General features: G+C 68.9%; 18 protein-coding genes. 14 read left to right on the top strand and 4 right to left on the bottom strand.

Features of this window, described 5'->3' with window-relative positions:
• The first annotated feature begins 17 nt into the window (after positions 1 to 17).
• Genes AC1D2O_RS14490 through AC1D2O_RS14460 form a run of 7 tightly spaced genes read left to right on the top strand, consistent with a single transcriptional unit; the run spans position 18 to position 6,657 of the window.
• Entirely contained in the window at positions 18 to 1,802 is a 1,785-nt protein-coding gene (locus AC1D2O_RS14490) for a branched-chain amino acid ABC transporter ATP-binding protein/permease (RefSeq protein WP_478092054.1), read from the top strand.
• Positions 1,799 to 2,530 (top strand): ABC transporter ATP-binding protein, encoded by a 732-nt coding sequence (locus AC1D2O_RS14485; protein WP_478157258.1) that lies wholly within the window; start codon positions 1,799 to 1,801, stop codon positions 2,528 to 2,530. The genes AC1D2O_RS14490 and AC1D2O_RS14485 overlap by 4 nt, the downstream gene beginning before the upstream one ends.
• Positions 2,520 to 4,115 carry an ATP-dependent acyl-CoA ligase gene (locus AC1D2O_RS14480; protein ID WP_478157257.1) on the top strand — a complete coding sequence of 532 codons (1,596 nt, stop codon included), beginning with the start codon at positions 2,520 to 2,522 and terminating at the stop codon, positions 4,113 to 4,115. Before AC1D2O_RS14485 ends, AC1D2O_RS14480 begins: the two co-directional genes overlap by 11 nt.
• Positions 4,116 to 4,118: 3 nt before the next feature.
• Positions 4,119 to 4,868 carry an SDR family NAD(P)-dependent oxidoreductase gene (locus AC1D2O_RS14475; RefSeq protein WP_478087174.1) on the top strand — a complete coding sequence of 250 codons (750 nt, stop codon included), beginning with the start codon at positions 4,119 to 4,121 and terminating at the stop codon, positions 4,866 to 4,868.
• A gap of 48 nt (positions 4,869 to 4,916) precedes the next feature.
• Positions 4,917 to 5,690: an SDR family NAD(P)-dependent oxidoreductase gene (locus tag AC1D2O_RS14470; protein ID WP_478087176.1), complete on the top strand. Its 774-nt coding sequence runs from the start codon at positions 4,917 to 4,919 to the stop codon at positions 5,688 to 5,690.
• Positions 5,687 to 6,226, top strand: coding sequence for a MarR family winged helix-turn-helix transcriptional regulator (locus AC1D2O_RS14465; protein WP_478087178.1), 540 nt, complete (start codon positions 5,687 to 5,689; stop codon positions 6,224 to 6,226). Before AC1D2O_RS14470 ends, AC1D2O_RS14465 begins: the two co-directional genes overlap by 4 nt.
• Entirely contained in the window at positions 6,223 to 6,657 is a 435-nt protein-coding gene (locus tag AC1D2O_RS14460; protein WP_478087180.1) for an acyl-CoA thioesterase, read from the top strand. Before AC1D2O_RS14465 ends, AC1D2O_RS14460 begins: the two co-directional genes overlap by 4 nt.
• An 8-nt stretch (positions 6,658 to 6,665) precedes the next feature.
• Here the strand turns inward: AC1D2O_RS14460 and AC1D2O_RS14455 are convergent, their stop codons facing one another.
• Positions 6,666 to 7,727, bottom strand: a complete 1,062-nt coding sequence (locus AC1D2O_RS14455; protein WP_478087182.1) for a phenylacetaldoxime dehydratase family protein — start codon at positions 7,725 to 7,727, stop codon at positions 6,666 to 6,668.
• 25 nt (positions 7,728 to 7,752) lie between these two features.
• The gene (locus AC1D2O_RS14450) at positions 7,753 to 8,802 is read right to left on the bottom strand and encodes a carbon-nitrogen hydrolase family protein (RefSeq protein WP_478087183.1); all 1,050 of its coding nucleotides are present in this window, start codon (positions 8,800 to 8,802) and stop codon (positions 7,753 to 7,755) included.
• A gap of 162 nt (positions 8,803 to 8,964) precedes the next feature.
• Here AC1D2O_RS14450 and AC1D2O_RS14445 point away from each other — a divergent pair, with 162 nt between their 5' ends.
• The 5 genes from AC1D2O_RS14445 (at position 8,965) to AC1D2O_RS14425 (ending at position 12,757) form a co-directional block, all read left to right on the top strand.
• On the top strand, positions 8,965 to 9,930 hold the full coding sequence (locus AC1D2O_RS14445) for an AraC-like ligand-binding domain-containing protein (RefSeq protein ID WP_478087184.1): 966 nt from the start codon (positions 8,965 to 8,967) through the stop codon (positions 9,928 to 9,930).
• 68 nt (positions 9,931 to 9,998) lie between these two features.
• The gene (locus AC1D2O_RS14440; RefSeq protein ID WP_478087186.1) at positions 9,999 to 11,453 is read left to right on the top strand and encodes a DUF2252 domain-containing protein; all 1,455 of its coding nucleotides are present in this window, start codon (positions 9,999 to 10,001) and stop codon (positions 11,451 to 11,453) included.
• Positions 11,454 to 11,491: 38 nt separating this feature from the next.
• A complete protein-coding gene (locus tag AC1D2O_RS14435; protein ID WP_478087187.1) occupies positions 11,492 to 11,953 on the top strand; it encodes an N-acetyltransferase family protein in 462 nt (153 codons plus the stop codon).
• A gap of 136 nt (positions 11,954 to 12,089) precedes the next feature.
• Positions 12,090 to 12,521 (top strand): hypothetical protein, encoded by a 432-nt coding sequence (locus tag AC1D2O_RS14430; RefSeq protein ID WP_478087189.1) that lies wholly within the window; start codon positions 12,090 to 12,092, stop codon positions 12,519 to 12,521.
• A gap of 8 nt (positions 12,522 to 12,529) precedes the next feature.
• Positions 12,530 to 12,757 carry a toxin-antitoxin system YwqK family antitoxin gene (locus AC1D2O_RS14425; RefSeq protein ID WP_478087191.1) on the top strand — a complete coding sequence of 76 codons (228 nt, stop codon included), beginning with the start codon at positions 12,530 to 12,532 and terminating at the stop codon, positions 12,755 to 12,757.
• A gap of 103 nt (positions 12,758 to 12,860) precedes the next feature.
• On the opposite strand, the gene AC1D2O_RS14420 is transcribed toward AC1D2O_RS14425, so the two are convergent.
• Complete coding sequence (locus tag AC1D2O_RS14420; RefSeq protein ID WP_478157255.1) at positions 12,861 to 13,778, bottom strand: N-acyl homoserine lactonase family protein; 918 nt, start codon at positions 13,776 to 13,778, stop codon at positions 12,861 to 12,863.
• Between the two features lie 141 nt (positions 13,779 to 13,919).
• On the bottom strand, positions 13,920 to 15,350 hold the full coding sequence (locus AC1D2O_RS14415; RefSeq protein ID WP_478157253.1) for a mannitol dehydrogenase family protein: 1,431 nt from the start codon (positions 15,348 to 15,350) through the stop codon (positions 13,920 to 13,922).
• 126 nt (positions 15,351 to 15,476) lie between these two features.
• Between AC1D2O_RS14415 and AC1D2O_RS14410 the strand changes: the two genes are divergently transcribed.
• Both AC1D2O_RS14410 and AC1D2O_RS14405 read left to right on the top strand, forming a co-directional pair.
• Positions 15,477 to 16,217 carry a FadR/GntR family transcriptional regulator gene (locus tag AC1D2O_RS14410; RefSeq protein WP_478157251.1) on the top strand — a complete coding sequence of 247 codons (741 nt, stop codon included), beginning with the start codon at positions 15,477 to 15,479 and terminating at the stop codon, positions 16,215 to 16,217.
• Positions 16,218 to 16,349: 132 nt separating this feature from the next.
• A complete protein-coding gene (locus AC1D2O_RS14405; RefSeq protein WP_478087217.1) occupies positions 16,350 to 17,120 on the top strand; it encodes a substrate-binding periplasmic protein in 771 nt (256 codons plus the stop codon).
• Positions 17,121 to 17,126: the final 6 nt, after the last annotated feature.

The raw sequence follows: 17,126 nt of genomic DNA, 5'->3' as shown, positions 1-17,126 counted from the left end.
CGCGCGAAGGTTTTTCAATGAGCCTCGTTCGGACTCGCAACTTCTGGATCGGCCTGGTGGTCGTGGTGCTGGCCGTCGCACCGATGCTGGCCGGCAATTTCACGGTCTCGCTGCTCAACGACATCGGCATCGGCGCGCTGGTCGCGCTGGGCCTGGTGATGCTGACCGGCATCGGCGGCGCCACCTCCTTCGGGCAGGCGGCCTTCGTCGGCATCGCGGCCTATGCGACCGCGTGGCTCACCACCGCCCAAGGCCTGTCGCCGTGGCTCGGGCTGCTGTTCGCACTGCTGCTGACCGGGCTCTCGGCGCTCGCCATCGGCATGCTCACGCTGCGCCTGGGCGGCCACTTCCTGCCGCTCAGCACCATCGCCTGGGGGCTGTCGATCGCGATGCTGTTCGGCAACGTCGATGCGCTGGGGCGGCACACGGGGCTGTCGAACATCCCGCCGCTGACGATCGGGACCTGGTCGCTGGCCGATCCGCGCGCCATCTACTACCTGATCTGGGCGCTGGTCGGGCTGGCCTTCCTGTTCAGCCACAACCTGCTGCAGTCGCGGCCGGGCCGCGCCATCCGCAGCCTGCGTGGCGGCGCGACCCTGCTCGCCAGCGTGGGCGCCGATGCCTATCGCGTGCGACTCTCGCTGTTCGTCACGGCGGCGCTGTTCGCAGGCCTCGCGGGCTGGCTCTATGCGCACATGAACCGCTTCGTGAGCCCGTCGCCCTTCGACGTCCGCGCCAGCATCGAGTACCTGCTGATGGCGGTGGCGGGCGGTCTCGGGCAGCTGGCGGGCGCGCTGGTCGGCTCGGCGCTGGTGCTGATCCTCAAGAACGGCCTGCAGGACGTGCTGCCGATGCTCACGCAGCGCGCCGGCCAGCTCGAGGCGGTGGCCTTCGCGACGATCTTCATCCTGCTGCTGCACTTCGCCCGCGGCGGCCTGATGGGCTTCGTGCGGCGCTGGACGCGCGGGCGCTTCGCCGCGGCGCCGTCGCGCGAGCCCGCGGTGCCGGTGGAGCCGCTGCCGCATCGCAGCCTGCCCGACCGCGGCTCGCCGATCCTCTCGGTGACCGGTGCGGTCAAGCGCTTCGGCGGCCTGGTGGCGGTCAACGACGTGAGCTTCGATGTCAAGGCGGGCGAGATCGTCGGACTGATCGGGCCCAACGGCGCCGGCAAGTCGACCATGTTCAACCTGCTGACCTGCACGCTGCCGATGACCGCGGGCCAGGTGCGATTCCTGGGCCAGGACATCGCGGGCCTGCCGCAGCGCACGGTGGCGCGGCTCGGTCTGGCGCGCACCTTCCAGCACGTGAAGCTGCGCCCGCACATGAGCCTGCTCGACAACGTCGCGCTCGGTGCCCACTCGCGCACCACCTCGGGCGTGCTCAAGGCCGGCCTGCGGCTGGACCGCACCGAGGAGCGCCAGATCCTGCAGGAAGCGCAGCGCCAGCTCGACCGCATCGGCCTCGGCGACCGCGCCCACGAGCTCGCCGGCAGCCTGCCGCTGGGCACGCAGCGCATCCTGGAGATCGCGCGGGCGCTCGCTGCCGACCCGGTGCTGCTGGTGCTCGACGAGCCCGCCGCCGGCCTCAGGCGCAAGGAGAAGATGGCGCTCGGCGACCTGCTGCGCAAGCTGCGCGACGACGGCGTGACCATCCTGATCGTCGAACATGACATGGACTTCGTGATGAAACTGGTGGACCGGCTGGTGGTGATGAACTTCGGCTCCAAGCTGGTCGAGGGCGTGCCCTCGGCGGTGCGCGCGGACGAACGGGTGCAGGCTGCTTACCTGGGGAGCGTCGTATGACCGCGATGCTGGAAATAGGCGACCTGCACGTGTCCTACGGTCAGGTCGACGCCGTGCGCGGCGTCTCGCTCAACCTGGAACACGGCCAGATCATTTCCGTGATCGGCCCCAACGGCGCCGGCAAGACCACGCTGCTGGCCGCGGCGATGGGCCTGTTGCCGAGCAAGGGCCTTCTGCGCTTCGAAGGCGAGGACCTGCACGGCCTCGACGTCGAGGCGCGCGTGGAGCGAGGGCTGTGCCTGGTGCCCGAGAAGCGCGAGCTCTTCGGCGAGCTCAGCGTGCTCGACAACCTGCAGCTCGGCGCCTTTTCCAAACGGCTGGGGAGCGCCGCGCTGAAGCGCCAGCTGCAATCGGTCTACGAGCGCTTTCCGCGGCTGGCCGAGCGGCGTGCGCAACGCGCCGATACCTTGTCGGGCGGCGAGCGGCAGATGCTCGCGGTCGGCCGCGCACTGATGTCGGCGCCGCGCCTGCTGATGCTCGACGAGCCCAGCCTGGGCCTGGCGCCGCTGATCGTGCGCGACATCCTCATGATCGTGCGCAAGCTGCGCGAGGACGGCGTGTCGATCCTGCTGGTGGAGCAGAACGCGCGCGCCGCGCTCGAGAGTTCCGACCATGGCTACGTGCTCGAGACCGGCGAGATCGCGCTGTCGGGCGCCTCGCAGGAGCTCGAGAGCGACCCGCGGGTCCAGGCCACCTACCTCGGCGGAGGCACCCACGATGATGAATGAGGTCCGCGCGCTGCCCGCCGCCGGGCGCACGCTGCCCGCGATGCTGCAGCGCCAGTCGGCCTTGTTCGCCCAGCGTCCGCTGCTGCGGGTGGCGGGCCGCGCGTGGTCRCATGCCGATGCGGCCGCAGCCGCCGCGGCGCGCGCCGCGGCCCTGGCGCAATCGGGCGTGGCGCGCGGCGACCGCGTGGCCCTGATGTGCGGCAACCGCATCGAGTTCCTCGAGGCCTTTCTCGGCGCCGGCTGGCTCGGCGCCGTCGCGGTGCCGGTCAACACGGCGTCGATGGGTCCGCAGATCGAGTACTTCCTCGCCAACAGCGAGGCGAAGCTGCTCGTGATCGAGGCGGATTGGCTGGAGCGTCTGCAGACCGCGGACCTGGCCCGAACCGCGCTGCGCGAGATCTGGGTCATCGGTGACGCGCAGGCCGCCTGGCAGCCGCCCGCGGGCATCCGGCTGGTGCCGTACCCGCTCGGCGGCGAGCCGATCGCGCCGGCGGCGGTCCAGCCCGGCGACCCGCTCGCGATCCTCTACACCTCCGGCACCACCGGCCCGGCCAAGGGCGTGATCTGCCCGCATGCCCAGTATTTCTGGTGGGGCGTGAACAGCGCCGAGGTGCTCGGTGTCGGCGCCGACGACGTGCTGTGCACCACGCTGCCGCTGTTCCACATCAATGCGCTCAACACCTTCGCTCAGGCCGCGCTCACGGGCGCCGAGGTGGTGTTCGAATCGCGCTTTTCGGCCTCGGGCTTCTGGCCCTCGATGCGCGCCAGCGGCGCCACCGTGGTCTACCTGCTCGGCGCGATGGTGCCGATCCTTCTGGCCCAGCCCGAAGGGCCCGGCGAGCGGGAGCACCGGGTTCGCACCGGGCTCGGCCCGGGCGTGCCGGCGGCGGCGGCCCAGGCCTTCCTGGCGCGCACCGGCGTGCGGCTGCTCGAAGGCTACGGCTCGACCGAGACCAACTTCGCGATCGCCACCGCCCCCGATTCGCCGCGCGGCGGCGTGATGGGCTGGCTGCGGACGGGCTTCCAGGCGCGGGTCGCCGACGAGGACGACGCCGAGCTGCCGCCGGGCGAGGCCGGCGAACTGCTGCTGCGCGCCGACGAGCCCTACGCCTTCGCGAGCGGCTACTTCAACATGCCGCAGAAGACCGTCGAGGCCTGGCGCAACCTGTGGTGCCATACCGGCGACCGCGTGCTGCGCGACGCCGACGGCGCCTTCCGCTTCGTCGACCGCATCAAGGACGCGATCCGGCGCCGGGGCGAGAACATCTCCTCCTTCGAGGTCGAGCAGGTGCTGCTGAGCCATCCGTGCGTGGCCGCCTGCGCCGTCTACCCGGTGCATTCCGAACTGGCGGAGGACGAGGTGATGACGGCGCTGGTGGCCCGGCCCGGCAGCCGCGTCGATCCCGACGAACTCATGCGCTTCTGCGAGGGGCGACTGCCTTACTTCGCCGTGCCCCGCTATGTCGACCTGCTGGACGACCTGCCGCGCACCGAGAACGGCAAGGTGCAGAAGTACAAGCTGCGCGAGCGCGGCGTGTCGGCCGCGACCTGGGACCGGGGGCCGGCCGCGCGGGCCAGGGGCTGAGCGATGTTCTCCCTCGACGGTCGTACGGCTTTCGTCACCGGCGCAGGGCAGGGCCTCGGGGCCGCGATCGCGCGCGGGCTGGCCGAGGCCGGCGCCAGCGTGGTGCTCGCCGATATCGACGGCCCGGGCGCCGATGCCGTCGCGGCGAGCCTGCGGGACGCCGGCCACGCGGGCTTATCGATGGTGCTCGACGTGCGCGACGAGGCCGCCTTCGTCCGCTGCTTCGAAGCGGCGGTGCAGCGCTTCGGCGCGGTCGACGTGATGGTCAACAACGCCGCCTCGACACCCGCCACCTCGCTCTGGGACATCACGGCCGGCGAGTGGGACGAAGTCATGGCGGTGAACCTGCGCGGCAGCTTCTTCGGCTGTCGCATCGCCGGGCGCCACATGCGCGCGCGAGGCTCGGGACGCATCATCAACCTGAGCTCGATCGCGGGCCAGCAGCCCAGCGCCGCGACCGGTGTTCACTACGCGGCCTCCAAGGCGGGCCTGATCGCGCTGACGCGTTCGTTCGCGCAGGCCCTGGCGGCCGATGGCGTGACGGTCAACGCGATCGCCCCGGCGGCGATCCGCAGCCCGCTGCTCGACGCCATGGACGCCCCGCACCGGCAGGCGCTGCTGAGCGGCATTCCGCTCGGCCGTTTCGGCGAGGCGCAGGAAGTGGCGGCGGCCGTGGTGTACCTCGCTTCGGCGGCGGGGGCCTTTGCGACCGGCACGACGCTCGACCTCAACGGCGGCCGCTCGATGCGCTGAAAAAGCACCGGTGGTTAAAATGTTTAGTTGTCAACGATTTATCCAGCCATGAAGAATGCACTGAATGGGCGCCACGCGGTCGTGACCGGCGCCGCACGCGGAATCGGCGCCGAGATCGCGCGCACCCTGGCGGCCGAGGGCGCACGCCTCGGCCTGATCGGCCGCGATCGCGCCGCGCTGGAGCGTGTACAGAGCGAACTGCCGGGCACGGGACACGCCGTGGCGGTGGCCGATGTCGGCGACGCCGACTCGGTGCGCGCCGCCTTCGAGGCCCTGCGCGCCGCGTCGGGCCCGGTCGCCATCCTGGTCAACAACGCGGGCCAGGCCGAGAGCGCGCCCTTCCTCAAGACCTCGGTCGAGCTCTGGCAGCGCATGCTGGGGGTCAACCTCACGGGCAGCTTCCTGTGCGCCCAGGCCGCGCTGCCCGACATGCTCGAGCTCGGCTGGGGCCGCATCGTCAACATCGCGAGCACCGCGGGCCAGAAGGGCTACGCCTATGTTTCGGCCTACACGGCGGCCAAGCACGGCGTGATCGGCCTCACGCGATCGCTGGCGCTCGAAGTGGCGCGCAAGGGCATCACCGTGAATGCGGTCTGCCCGGGCTACACCGACACCGACATCCTGCGCGCCAGCGTCGCCAACGTGGTCGGCAAGACCGGCCGCAGCGAGGCCGATGCGCTGGCGGAATTCGCGGGCGTCAATCCGCAGCGCCGCATCGTGCAGCCGGCCGAGGTGGCGGACGCGGTGCGCTGGCTGTGCGGCGAGGGGGCGGCTTCGGTCACCGGCCAGTCGATCTCGGTGTCGGGAGGAGAAGTGACATGATCGACAGCACCAACGACCCCTCGCACGCGGCGCTCAGCGACGCCGAGGAACTGGGCCACGAGGCCCGCGCGGGCAACGACGACCACGCCGTGCTCAAGCTCTGGCTGCGCATGCTGGCCAGCACCACGCAGATCGAGGCCGAGATCCGCAAGCGGCTGCGCGAGCGCTTCGACATCACGCTGGCGCGCTTCGACTACATGGCGCAGCTCTACCGCTACAAGGACGGCCTCAAGATGCGCGTGCTGTCGCGCTACCTGATGGTCACCGGCGGCAACGTGACCGGCCTCACCGACGAGCTGGAGCGAGAAGGCGTGGTCTCGCGCACCGCCAGCCCGGACGACCGCCGGGCCTGGATCGTGAGCCTCACGCCCAAGGGCCGCCGCAGCTTCGAGGCCATGGCCAGCGAGCACGAGCAATGGATCCTCGAGATGTTCTCGGGGCTGGACATGAAGACCGTGAAGCAGCTGCACAGCCAGCTGGGTCTGTTGCGGGTGCATGTGATGCGCAACGAGGCGGCAGGCGAGGAGTCGCCGTGAGCGAGTCGTTGGCCGGCGCGTTCCGCCGCGAGCGGCTGATCCGCTTCTCCGACTGCGATCCGGCGGGCATCGTCTTCTACCCGCAGTATTTCGTCATGTTCAACGGCCTGGTCGAGGACTGGGTCGACGCGCTGGGCATCGGCTATCAGCGGTTGATCGTGCAGCAGCGCATCGGCCTGCCGACGGTGCGTCTGGAGGCCGACTTCCGCGCCGTGAGCCGCTTCGGCGACCGCGTGACGCTGGCGCTCGCAGTCGAGCGCCTGGGCACGCGCTCGCTGACCCTGGCACTGCAGTGCGTCGACGCCGAAGACGAGCTTCGCATGCAGATGCGCCAGGTGCTGGTGACGACCTCGCTCGAGAGCCATCGCGCGCTCGAGATTCCCGCGGCGCTGCGCGATGCGATCGTGCGCGGCGTGCCCTCCGAGGGCTGAGCCTCCGCTCAGGCCGCCAGGCCGTTCATGAGCCCGGTGCGCGGGTGGCAGTTGATGTACTCGTAGCTCTGCGCGTCCGCCTTCAGTACCGACACCTCGTGGTACACGCGCAGCTGCAGCTCGAAGTTGAGCTCCTGCACATAGCGCATGAAACTGCCGAAGATCGCCACGTGCGTGGGGTGCGACTCGGCCCAGCGCTCCATGTCCGCCAGCGAGCGCCAGAAGCTCAGGCCGAAGGACTTCTGAAGCGGCGCGCCGCTGCCGTCGATGTGGTGCATGTAGCGGTTGCTGTAGCAGCCGATCGCGAGGCCCTGGTCGCGCAGGAAATCCATGCCCTCGCGCAAGGTCGGTTCCATGTCCTCGAGGTAGAGCGTGCGCTCGCGGCCGCTGGTGTCCGTCCATTCCTGGCCCGAGCGGATCATCGCCACGTTCTCGTGGCCGGCGATGCGCACGCGCCGCCCCGGCGCCGGCGCGCCCGAGATCGCGCTGCGGGCTCCCGAGGGCGCCATCGCGTCGGTCTGCGACAACGGGATCCGGTCGCGCATCGAACCCCAGTAGCCGTGCTCCTGGATCTCGCCGCTGACCCCGCCGCCCAACACGACGCCCACGCCTTCGAAGCGGTCGGGCGTGCTGAACATGGTCTCGTAGTGCTCGGCCCGCGGCGAGGCGATCTCGCGGAAGTAGCCCAGCCCGTCGTCGAGCCGCGCGGGCGAGCGCCACCAGTCGTCGATCTCGGGCGTGGCGCACCAGCGCGCGAAGGCCGCCGGGTCGCTCCAGTACGCGATCGCGATCATGTTGTCGAAGCCCTCGGCGTCGACGAAGTGCGCCAGGTCATGGTGGCCCGGCCCGTCGGCGAGGCCGAAGCTGCGCGCGATCTTCATCAGGGCGGCGCAGGCGCGGCCCTGCAATCCGGGCCCGCGCGACTGCACGCCGAAGTAGCCCATCACCACTTGGCCCACATCGGCGGCTGCGCGGGCCGACCAGACGGGGTAGGGCGGCGTGTAGTCGTCCTCCACCCGGCGGTGCCGGGTGCGCGGACATTTCAGATGCTCGGCAATGGCGGATTCCATGGCGCTTCCCCCGTGACGTGGCGGCTCAGGCCACGACCGGCTGGCGGGCGGCAGCCGCAGCCGGTTCGACCGGCGTGGACACCGGCTCGGCGACAGTCTTCTCGGGTTCGGCCGGCCCCTGCAGAACCACAGGCTCGCGCCGCTTCCTGTTGAACAGAAGCTGCGTCACGTCGGGCCGCGAATAGTGGCCGGCCGGGTCGCCCGCAGCCTTGGCCAGCGAGATCATGCCGAGGTCGATGTCGGCCACCACCAGGCCTTCCTCGTCCTCGGCCAGGTTCTTGCCCAGCGGCGATCCGTCGGGCCCGTAGATGCGCGCGAAGCCGCCGCCCACCAGCAGCATCTGCTGCTTGCCGGCGTCGGTGCACAGCATCTCGTGCATCGACTTCGAGACCGTGGCGCAGGGCGCGACCACGAAGCACTGGCCCTCGGCCGCATACACCTGGCTGGCCGCGTTGTTGACTTCGGCACCGAGCGCGTAGGCGGCGCCGCGGTAAAGCGAGAAGCTGGGCCAGGCGCCGCAGTGGATCTGCTCGTTCTGCGCGTACATCGCGTACTTGCTGAGCGGCTGCAGGTGCTCCCAGCACGACAGCGAGCCGATGTTGCCGATCGGCGTCTCGACCACGCTCAGATCCGAGCCGTCGCCCTCGCCGAACACGGTGCGCTCGACATGCGTCGGCTTGAGCTTGCGGCGCGTCTGCAGCGTGTGGCCCTGGTCGTCGATCAGCGCCTGGGCGATGTAGAGGCTGCCCGCGGCCTTCTCGCTGTAGCCGAGCGAGACCCAGATGCGGTGCTTGCGCGCGGCCTCTCGGATGCGGTCGAATTCGGCCGAACCGACCACCAGCGCGTTGTCGTGGTAGCGCTGCACGAACTGCATGCCCCAGGCCGGCGAATCGAGCCAGATCCACCACGGATAGCCGGGCACCCAGGTTTCGGGGAAGGCGATCAACTGCACGCCCTGGCCGGCCGCCTGTGCCATGAGTTCGATGGTCTTGTCGATGGTGCCGTCGAGGTCGAGGAAGACGGGCGCGGCCTGCACCGCGGCGACGCGCAGGCGGGGATGGGTGGTGCTGGACATGGTGTTTCTCCAAAGGGGTGGAAAGGAACCCGCGGCCTCCGGGTTAGCGCGGTGGCACACGGGTTGCTTGAAGCGTAAGTTCGCCGCCTGGAATCAGCTTGTCCGGGCTTCGCGGCGTTCTTGATCCAGCGTCGCAAGCCGCATGTCCCCGGAAGGACCCCCATGACACAACTGCTCACCACTGCCGTCGTCCCGCGCGAGCAGCGGCTCGCCTACTGGACCGACATGATCTGCAACGTCTATGTCCAGCTCGGCTGCGATCCGGTCGCAGGGGATCGCTCCAAGGGTGATTTCGAGGGCAGCATCCGCCAGCACACGCTGCCCAGCCTCGATGTCTCGGTCGTCAGCTCGGGGCCGCAGAAGGTGATGCGCACCGCCGGCCATATCGCGCGCTCGTCGGACGACTATTTCCTGGTCAGTATCCAGGCCCGCGGTCAGGGCGTGGTGCGGCAGGACGGGCGCGACGCCGTGCTGTCGGTGGGCGACTTCGCGCTCTACGACAGCACACGGCCCTACCAGCTGCTGTTCGACGATGCCTTCGAGCAGATCGTGCTCAAGCTCCCAGGCGAGCGCCTGCGCAGCGAGCTGCGCGAGACCCAGACCCTGACCGCCACCACGGTGTCGGGCCGCGAGGGTGCTGGCCACCTGCTGCTGGGCATGATCCGCACGCTGCACGAGGACATCGACGCGCTGCAGCCGGCCTCGGCGCTGGCGGTCGCCAACGGCGTGCTCAACATCCTGGTGGCCGGCCTGCAGACGCTGCCGGCCGCGCGCTCGCCGGGCCTGAGCAACCTGACGGCCTTCCACCTCGCGCGCATCAAGCGGCGCATCGACGAGCGGCTGGACGATCCGGCGCTGTCGGTCGGCACGCTGGCGGCCGGTCTCGGCCTCTCGGTGAGCCAGATCCACCGGGTGTTCAAGAGCGAGCCGGTGACGCCGGCGCAGTACATCTGGGAGCGCCGGCTCGAGGCCTGCAGCCGCGACCTGCTGGACCCGCGCGCGGCCGGCCGCACGGTCGGCGAGATCGCCTATGGCCGCGGCTTCAGCGATGCCGCGCACTTCAGCCGGGCGTTCCGCGACCGCTTCGGCTGCTCGCCGCGGGACTGGCGCCAGCGCGTCGCGCATTGATCTTCCGCGGCTGCCGCCACGGCGCGGGTTCCGGCATGATGTGCGGCGCAGCCCCACCGGAGAGAAGCATGGCACGTGCCGACAGAGCCGAACCCGAGAACGCGAACGAGAGCGAAGACACGACGCGAGCGCAGGCGCTGGCGAGCGCGTTCACCGCCGTGAGGCCGACCGTCGAGGAGCGCATGGCCGCCGGCAAGGCCTTGCGCGAGCGCGTGCCCCGGGCCAGCCACGGCGCCTTCGAGCGCCAGCCGGAGGTCGACCCCGTGGCCATCCTGAAAGCGCAGGCGGCCACCCGGCTGCAGGAGCTGGTGCCGGTGCGGCACGCACGCATGCTGCAGTCGCCGTTTGCCTTCCTGCGCGGCTCGGCGGCGGTGATGGCGGCCGATCTGGCCCCGAGTCCGACCACCGGGCTCCAGGTGCAGGCCTGCGGCGACATGCATGTGGCGAACTTCGGCGTCTTCGCGTCCGCCGAGCGGCAACTGGTGTTCGCCATCAACGATTTCGACGAGACCCAGCCCGGGCCCTGGGAATGGGACGTCAAGCGGCTGGCGGCCAGCGCCTTCGTGGCGTCGCACCATCTGGGCGGCGACCGGTCCGAGCGCGAGGCCGCGGCGCGCGCCGCGGTGGAAAGCTACCGCAGCCGCATGCGCCGCTACGCGGGCATGGGCGAGCTGGAGACCTGGTACGACACCATCCACAGCGCGCGGCTGATCGACTCGCTGCCGCCCGCCATGCGCCCGAGTGCGGAAGCGGCGCTGGACAAGGCGCGCAAGCGCACCCACATGCAGGTGCTCGACAAGATGACCGACCTGGTGGACGACCAGCACCGGATCGTCGAGCAGCATCCCTTCATCGTGCGTTCGCCCCTGACCTCGATGGGCCGTCCGGTGGGCGAGGCGATCGGCCATTGCCTGGCCCACTACCTCGATTCGCTGGCGCCCGAACGCCGGCTTCTGCTGTCGCGCTACCGGGTGGTCGATGCCGCGCAGAAGGTGGTCGGCGTGGGCAGCGTCGGCACCCGCTGCTGGATGGTCCTGATGCAGGGGCGCGACGAGGACGACCCGCTGTTCCTGCAGCTCAAGGAGGCCCAGCCCTCGGTGCTGGCGGGCTACGCGGGCGGCCCTGTCGCGGCCGACGGCCCGGCCAACCATGGCGAGCGTGTCGTCCGGGGACAGCGGCTGATCCAGGGTTCGCCCGACATCTTCCTGGGCTGGGGCGAGATCGACGGCGTGCACTTCTACATCCGGCAGCTGCGCGACATGAAGGGCGGCATGGACCTGGAGCCGGGCGGGACCACGCCGGGCGGCTTCGTCGAATACTGCCGGCTCTGCGGCTGGGCACTGGCGCTGGCGCACGCCAAGTCGGGCGATGCGGCAATGATCAGCGGCTACCTCGGCAAGTCGGATGTGTTCGACGACGCGCTGGTGAACTTCGCGGCCGCCTATGCGGTGCAGACCCGGGCCGACCACGAGCGCTTTGCTGCGGCGGCGAAGGAGGGGATGGTGGAGGTGGCTGCCGTGTAAACCTTGCGGTCTCCCCAAACCCAAGTTCACATCTTCCTATGCCCGAACAAATCCGCATCCGCCCGGCCGTTGAAAGCGACTTCGATGCCTGGCTGCCCCTCTGGGACGGCTACAACTCGTTCTACGGCCGAAGCGGAACGACGGCATTGCCGGTCGACATCACACGGACGACATGGTCGCGCTTCCACGACGTTGGCGAGCCCATGCATGCGCTGGTGGCTGAAGGCTCATCGGGCCTTCTCGGTCTGGCCCACTTTCTTTTCCATCGAAGCACGACTCAGCTCGGGCCGAGCTGCTACCTGCAGGACCTTTATACGGTCAAAGCCGCCAGGGGGAGGGGCGTCGCACGCGCGCTCATCGAGGAAGTCTATCGGCGGGCGAAGGCGGGCGGTTCCCCGAGGGTGTACTGGCAGACCCAGGAGACCAATGCCACCGCGATGATGCTCTATGACAAGGTTGCCGAGAAATCGGGTTTCATTGTCTATCGAAAGATGCTCTGACGAAGGACAGGCGCAGCGCATGGGAATCTGCTTCAGAATTCGGCCCATGAGCGGTCCTCCGAGACGGTCACCCAGTTCACCCGCAAACGGACCCCCGGGGGCACAGGTTTCGTTCAACTTCTCCGCTTGGCACACCATGCACTTCATGCACAAGAGGTCACTTTTGCCCACGCATATGTGGGTGCTGGTCGCGGTGTATTTCGTCGCAAGCCTGGCGCACTTCGCCCACAACGCCGAGTTCATCGCCTTCTATCCCAACATGCCAAGTTGGCTTACCCGGGAGTACGTATACCTTGCTTGGTTGTCCGTCACCAGCCTGGGTGTTGCGGGTCTCATCGTCGTTCGCCTCGGTCTTCATGCGTTGGGCGTGTTTGCTGTCGGCGCGTACGGGGCATTGGGCCTTGATGGCCTCGCTCACTACAGCCTTGCCCTTTGCTCCGCGCACACGTTCGCAACGAATGTCACCATTTGGTGTGAAGCGATCAGCGGACTTGTGCTGATGCTCGCGTCGGCAGTCTTGCTTGCTCGTCGCATTGCCCATGTCAGGCACGGCCATCAGCGGACCTAGGAGGCCCGATGCCAGTGCCGGAAGAACGAGTTGAGTACTTCAAGGACGGTACGGTCCGCGCGCGGGGCCAGATGGTCGACGGCTTGTTGAGCGGCTACTGGGAATGGTTCCGCAAGGATGGCGTTCGAATGCGCTCGGGCTACTTCGAGCTTGGAGCTCAGGTAGGAACGTGGACGACCTACGACAAGCATGGTGCGGTGCACAAGGTCACCACGATGAAGCCAAAGGGCAAGTGACGGCCATTCACAGTCCTTCGCGACCGGGCAGTCGGCGGTGACGTTCGCGATCCCGGGGAACGTCGAGCCCGGAACATGCGCACGAGAACGCGCCCATGTCGCCCTACTCGTAGAACGCGGGCGACAGCTTCTGTCCGTCGCGCTGCGCCTTGTCGTGGTTGATCCAGAGCTGGGCGTTGTCCCTGGCCATGATGTTCGCGATCCGCTGCATCGAGGCGGCAGTCTGCTCCGCGTTGAAGTTGATCGAGGGAACGCGTCTGTGGTCCCAGTTGCCCTTGAAGTGGACGGCATCGCCGGAAAGCAGGACTGCGCCGGTTCGGGGTAGCTTCACGACCAGCGATTGGTGCCCCACAGTGTGCCCGGGCGTCGAGATGATGGTGACACTGCCGTCGCCGAACACGTCGCGGTCGCCTTCGAATGCGGTCACCGTTGTGCTGGGCCGGGCCCGAAGGGAGCTTCCGTTCGGGGACTCGTATTCGGCTTTTTGCACCAGCAGCATCGAGTTCGGGAACATGTCGACATTGCCGATGTGATCGGGGTGGCCATGAGAAACCGCGACGAACTTGATGTCCGACGGCGACAACCCGAGTTCGTCAATCTGCGCCGCGAGCTTCTTCGGCAGGTGCCAGGTGATCGCGCGCGGATCCGAGGGTCGCAAGCCCTCGGGCATGGCCGCGACTGAGTCGGCGAGGCCCGTGTCCCACAGCAGCCAGCCCTGCGCGTGCTTGATGAGGTAGCAGCTGCCGGCGAACGGCATCGACTTGCCCACATCGACGCCCGGCGACCAGCGCGAGATGTCTCCCGCGACGCCTTCGCCACAGTTCAGGATGTAGAGGCGCTGAACGCCGGACGGCCGCGTTTGTGAAACGATGGGCTGCGCGCACGCCTGCAAGAGGGACAGGGCCGCTGCGAGACTGGCCACCATCAGCCCGAGGCGCCTGATACAGGACATCATGCTGTTCCCTTTCGTTTGACGCGACGAGGAGGGAACGCTTGTAGCAGTTCGCCAGCGAAACGGCAACGAAGTGCGCAGAAGGCGCAGTGTGACTCTCCTCCTTCTGGCCAGGGTGCGACGATCGGCTGCCAGGCCTCGAAACCGAGGATCGGAGGAGCCAGACGGCAAGCTCGACGCTTCGCACCGAACAGGCCATGGTGCAAACGATCAAGGTGAAGCCGTGATGTCGTCGAGCGCCGCTGCCAGGCCGGCAGACTCGATGCGACGCAGCCAATGGACCACGCGCGGCGCCCAGCGCGCATCGTCCGCACAGCCGGACGGCCAGATGGATGCGACCGACAGCAGCGCGCGCACGGTGCCTTCGGCATCACCCGCATGCTGGCGGGCCATCGCCTGCAGGGCAGCCGCCTGTGGGTCCGACATGTCGTAGGCACGCCCGGCTTCGTCTTCGCCGCGCAAGTAGCGCATCCAGGCCGCGCAGGCCAGCGCCAGGGGCTCCAGCTCGCGTCCCGCCGCCAGGGCATCGACGAGCGGCGGTCCCCAGCGCAGCGGGATCTTCAATGAACTGTCGCTCGCGATCTGGTGCACGCGGTGACGCAGGTGCGGATTGGCAAAGCGCTCGATCAGCGCGTCGCGGTAGGCGGGCAGCCCGGGCCGGCTCAGGCTGGGCATGGCCACGCGCGACATGAAGGCGTGCACGAAGCGCCGCACGCCGGGCTGCGCGATGCCGTCGGCCACGGTGGCCCAACCCTGCACGGCTCCGATCATGGCCAGCGCCGTGTGGCTGCCGTTGAGCATGCGCAGCTTGGCATCCTCGAAGGGTTTGACGTCCTCCACCACCGTCACGCCGGCCCCGGCCAGCAGTTCAGCGTCCGATGGGTCGGCCATGCGCCGCTCGATCACCCATTCCCAGAAGGCCTCGGTGCTCAGAGCGCCGCGGTCCTCCACCCCCAGCGCGGCCGCGGCCGCGTCGCGCTGCGCGTCGGTGGCGGCGGGGACGATGCGGTCGACCATGCTGTTCGGGAATGCGCATTGCGCCTCGATCCAGGCGGCCAGCGCGGGGTCTCGCGCGGCGGCATCCGACAGGCACAGCGCCTGCAGCTTGCGGCCGTTGTCCGAGAGGTTGTCGCACGAGGCCACGGTCACGCCGGGCAGGCCCGACTTCAAGCGCTGCGCCAGGCCGTCCACGATCAGCGCCGCCAGATCCGGCGTGTAGCCCTTTTCAGTCACGGTCAAGGTGATCCAGCGGGTCTGCGGCGCCGCCATGGCGTCGACGACCTGCTGCCGCTCGCGCGCGGCGACGCAGGTGCGCAGCAGAGCGCCGGGGATCTGCCAGCGCACCGAAGCGGCGTCCGCGATCTGCACCGCGTAGAGGCCGTCCTGCGCCGCCAGTGCATCCGCGGGCTGCGTGCTTCGCATGGCCACGCCGACCACCCCCCAGCGCGGATCGCCGCCCGCGATCAGGCGTTCGTAGACCAGCGCCTGGTGCGCCCGATGAAAGGCGCCCAGGCCCAGATGCACCACACCCGGCTGGGCGCTGTCGCGCCCGACATCTGGTAAGACCACCTGGGCCCCCGTGTCGAGCGCGCGCGCGGGCAGTGAGCCGAGAAGACGAGATCCAAGAGAGGGGAGGGACATGGGCGGAAGCAGGCGGCAGAATGGAAAACGGGAATTAGATCTCTGGATAGACCAATCCCTATTCTGGTAAACCACTATGGGCCATACGGCTCACCAATCTAATAATTGGTCCAACCACTTTCAGCCATGAACCTCAAGCTCATTTCCGGTAACGCCCAGGTCGAAGGCTCTTCCAAGGTCGCGGAGCGCTCCTACATGCGTCTGGCCGCGCAGATCATGGAGCTCATCCAGCACGGCGAGATCAAACCCGGCGAACGCCTTCCCGCAGAGCGCGTGCTGGCGGAGCGTTTCGACGTGAGCCGCACCGCCGTGCGCGAGGCAACGATCTCCCTGGAAATCCAGGGCGTGGTCGAAGTGCGCGGCGGCTCGGGCGTGTACGTCACGCAGACGCCGACGCCAATCAGGAACGTGGTCGTCTCCCCCTTCATGCCTGCGTCCGAGCCCGGCCCCTTCGAGCTTCTGCGCGCGCGCTGCCTGATCGAGGCCGAGATCGCCGGCCAGGCAGCGCAGGTGCGCAAGGACTCGGACCTCGACCGCATCTTCTCGGCGCTGACCGAAATGCACGAGCAGATGGACAACAAGGAGGCCAATGCCGAAGCTGACCGCCTGTTCCATGTGCGCATTGCCGAATCCACCGGCAACAGCGTGCTCATGCAGATGGTCACCGCCCTCTGGGCACAGGCCCGGGGACCGATCTGGACCAAGATCGAGCACCACTTTCACACGCCCGAACTGCGCCTGGCCTCGCATGCGGACCACCAGCGCATCTTCAACGCGCTGCTCGCGCGCGACGCGGATGCTTCGCGTGCTGCGATGCGCGCGCACATCGAGCGCGTGATCACCGAATTCACCCAAGCCTGGCGCTAAGACCAGGTCCATCCGTCAACAGCAGGAGACAAGCCCGTGCATTCCATTTCTCAGCCTGACCTCGGTGCGAATCTGCGCCGCGTCCTTGCCTGCGCCGCCGTCGCCATCGCAAGCTCCGTGCCCCTCCTTGCCATGGCGCAGACACCACCGGCCCAAGGCGTCAGCCCGCGCATCGACGCCATCCGCAAGTCGGGCGAACTGCGCGTGGGCGTGCTGCAGAACGCACCCTGGCTGCTGGAGAACACCAGCGGCACCGGTGAGCCCTGGAGCGGCCCGGCCTGGCTGCTGGCCAACGAATACGCACGCCTGCTCGGCGTGAAGCTGCGCACGGTGGCCGTGTCGCACGAGACCAAGGTGCCGGTACTGGCGGCCAACCAGGTCGACATGACGCTCAGTCCGCTGGGCGAAACGCCGGAGCGGCTCAAGGTGGTGGACTTCGTTCTTTACTCGAGCACCAGCATCTGCATGTTCGGGCGGGCGGACAACGCGCGCTTCTCCAAGGCGACATCGGTCGACGACCTGAACAATCCCGAGGTGACCATCGCCTACTTCACCGGCGGCGCCGAGGAGAACTGGGTCAAGGAGCGCTTTCCCAAGGCCCGCCTGCGCGCGGTGGCCAGTTCGGGCGCCACGGCGCCGGTCGAGGAAGTCATGGCCCGCCGCGCCGATGCAGCACCGATCAACCGCGTGCCGTGGGTCGGCCTGCAGCGCAAGGTGAAGGGGCTCGCGGTCCTGCCGAGTGCCGACAACTGCCAGCACAGCACCGAGAAGGCATCGCCGGTCGGTCTGGCCATCGACAAGAACCAGGCGCCTTACCTCGACTGGCTGCGCCAGGTCGCAAAGACCGTGAAGCCGAAGCTCGATGCCGACGAAGCGCGCGTGATCCAGGCTCAGCAGCCCTGACGGGCC

The organism is Variovorax sp. P1_G12 (assembly GCF_056405555.1).
This window is presented reverse-complemented; position numbering and strand designations above follow the sequence as displayed.

What these genes read in the sequence shown, in the direction of transcription:
- AC1D2O_RS14445 (WP_478087184.1), top strand. Translation starts at nt 8,965, where the DNA reads ATGACACAACTGCTCACCACTGCCGTCGTCCCGCGCGAGCAGCGGCTC.
- AC1D2O_RS14455 (WP_478087182.1), bottom strand. Translation starts at nt 7,727, where the DNA reads ATGGAATCCGCCATTGCCGAGCATCTGAAATGTCCGCGCACCCGGCAC.
- AC1D2O_RS14415 (WP_478157253.1), bottom strand. Translation starts at nt 15,350, where the DNA reads ATGTCCCTCCCCTCTCTTGGATCTCGTCTTCTCGGCTCACTGCCCGCG.
- AC1D2O_RS14425 (WP_478087191.1), top strand. Translation starts at nt 12,530, where the DNA reads ATGCCAGTGCCGGAAGAACGAGTTGAGTACTTCAAGGACGGTACGGTC.
- AC1D2O_RS14475 (WP_478087174.1), top strand. Translation starts at nt 4,119, where the DNA reads ATGTTCTCCCTCGACGGTCGTACGGCTTTCGTCACCGGCGCAGGGCAG.
- AC1D2O_RS14485 (WP_478157258.1), top strand. Translation starts at nt 1,799, where the DNA reads ATGACCGCGATGCTGGAAATAGGCGACCTGCACGTGTCCTACGGTCAG.
- AC1D2O_RS14430 (WP_478087189.1), top strand. Translation starts at nt 12,090, where the DNA reads ATGCACTTCATGCACAAGAGGTCACTTTTGCCCACGCATATGTGGGTG.
- AC1D2O_RS14440 (WP_478087186.1), top strand. Translation starts at nt 9,999, where the DNA reads ATGGCACGTGCCGACAGAGCCGAACCCGAGAACGCGAACGAGAGCGAA.
- AC1D2O_RS14490 (WP_478092054.1), top strand. Translation starts at nt 18, where the DNA reads ATGAGCCTCGTTCGGACTCGCAACTTCTGGATCGGCCTGGTGGTCGTG.
- AC1D2O_RS14435 (WP_478087187.1), top strand. Translation starts at nt 11,492, where the DNA reads ATGCCCGAACAAATCCGCATCCGCCCGGCCGTTGAAAGCGACTTCGAT.
- AC1D2O_RS14450 (WP_478087183.1), bottom strand. Translation starts at nt 8,802, where the DNA reads ATGTCCAGCACCACCCATCCCCGCCTGCGCGTCGCCGCGGTGCAGGCC.
- AC1D2O_RS14405 (WP_478087217.1), top strand. Translation starts at nt 16,350, where the DNA reads ATGGCGCAGACACCACCGGCCCAAGGCGTCAGCCCGCGCATCGACGCC.
- AC1D2O_RS14465 (WP_478087178.1), top strand. Translation starts at nt 5,687, where the DNA reads ATGATCGACAGCACCAACGACCCCTCGCACGCGGCGCTCAGCGACGCC.
- AC1D2O_RS14470 (WP_478087176.1), top strand. Translation starts at nt 4,917, where the DNA reads ATGAAGAATGCACTGAATGGGCGCCACGCGGTCGTGACCGGCGCCGCA.
- AC1D2O_RS14410 (WP_478157251.1), top strand. Translation starts at nt 15,477, where the DNA reads ATGAACCTCAAGCTCATTTCCGGTAACGCCCAGGTCGAAGGCTCTTCC.